Annotated in this window: 1 pseudogene; it reads right to left on the reverse strand. The window is 65.1% G+C overall.

The window, feature by feature from the left end:
• A pseudogene (locus tag HX812_RS31990) lies at positions 1-304 on the reverse strand (type VI secretion system ATPase TssH); the annotation flags it as partial.

Consider the following 304-nt stretch of genomic DNA (forward strand, 5'->3'; position numbering starts at 1 on the left):
ATGCGACGGCGGCTGTCGTCCACCTCCGCCGGCACCGCGTGCAGGCTGATGGCGACGCGGGCGCAGGCGGTGTCCAGCAGGCTCACGGACTTGTCCGGCAACTGGCGCGCCGGGATATAGCGGTGGGACAGCTTCACCGAGGCTTCCAGGGCTTCGTCGAGGATCTGCACCTGGTGGTGTTTCTCCATGGTCGACGCCACGCCACGCATCATCAGCAACGCCTTGTCTTCCGACGGCTCGGCCACCTGCACCACTTGGAAACGGCGGGTCAGGGCCGGGTCTTTCTCAATGTGCTTCTTGTACT

Origin of the sequence: Pseudomonas sp. IPO3749, assembly GCF_013386605.1 — a bacterium.
In the GTDB taxonomy this organism is placed as follows: Bacteria; Pseudomonadota; Gammaproteobacteria; order Pseudomonadales; family Pseudomonadaceae; genus Aquipseudomonas; species Aquipseudomonas azotoformans_A.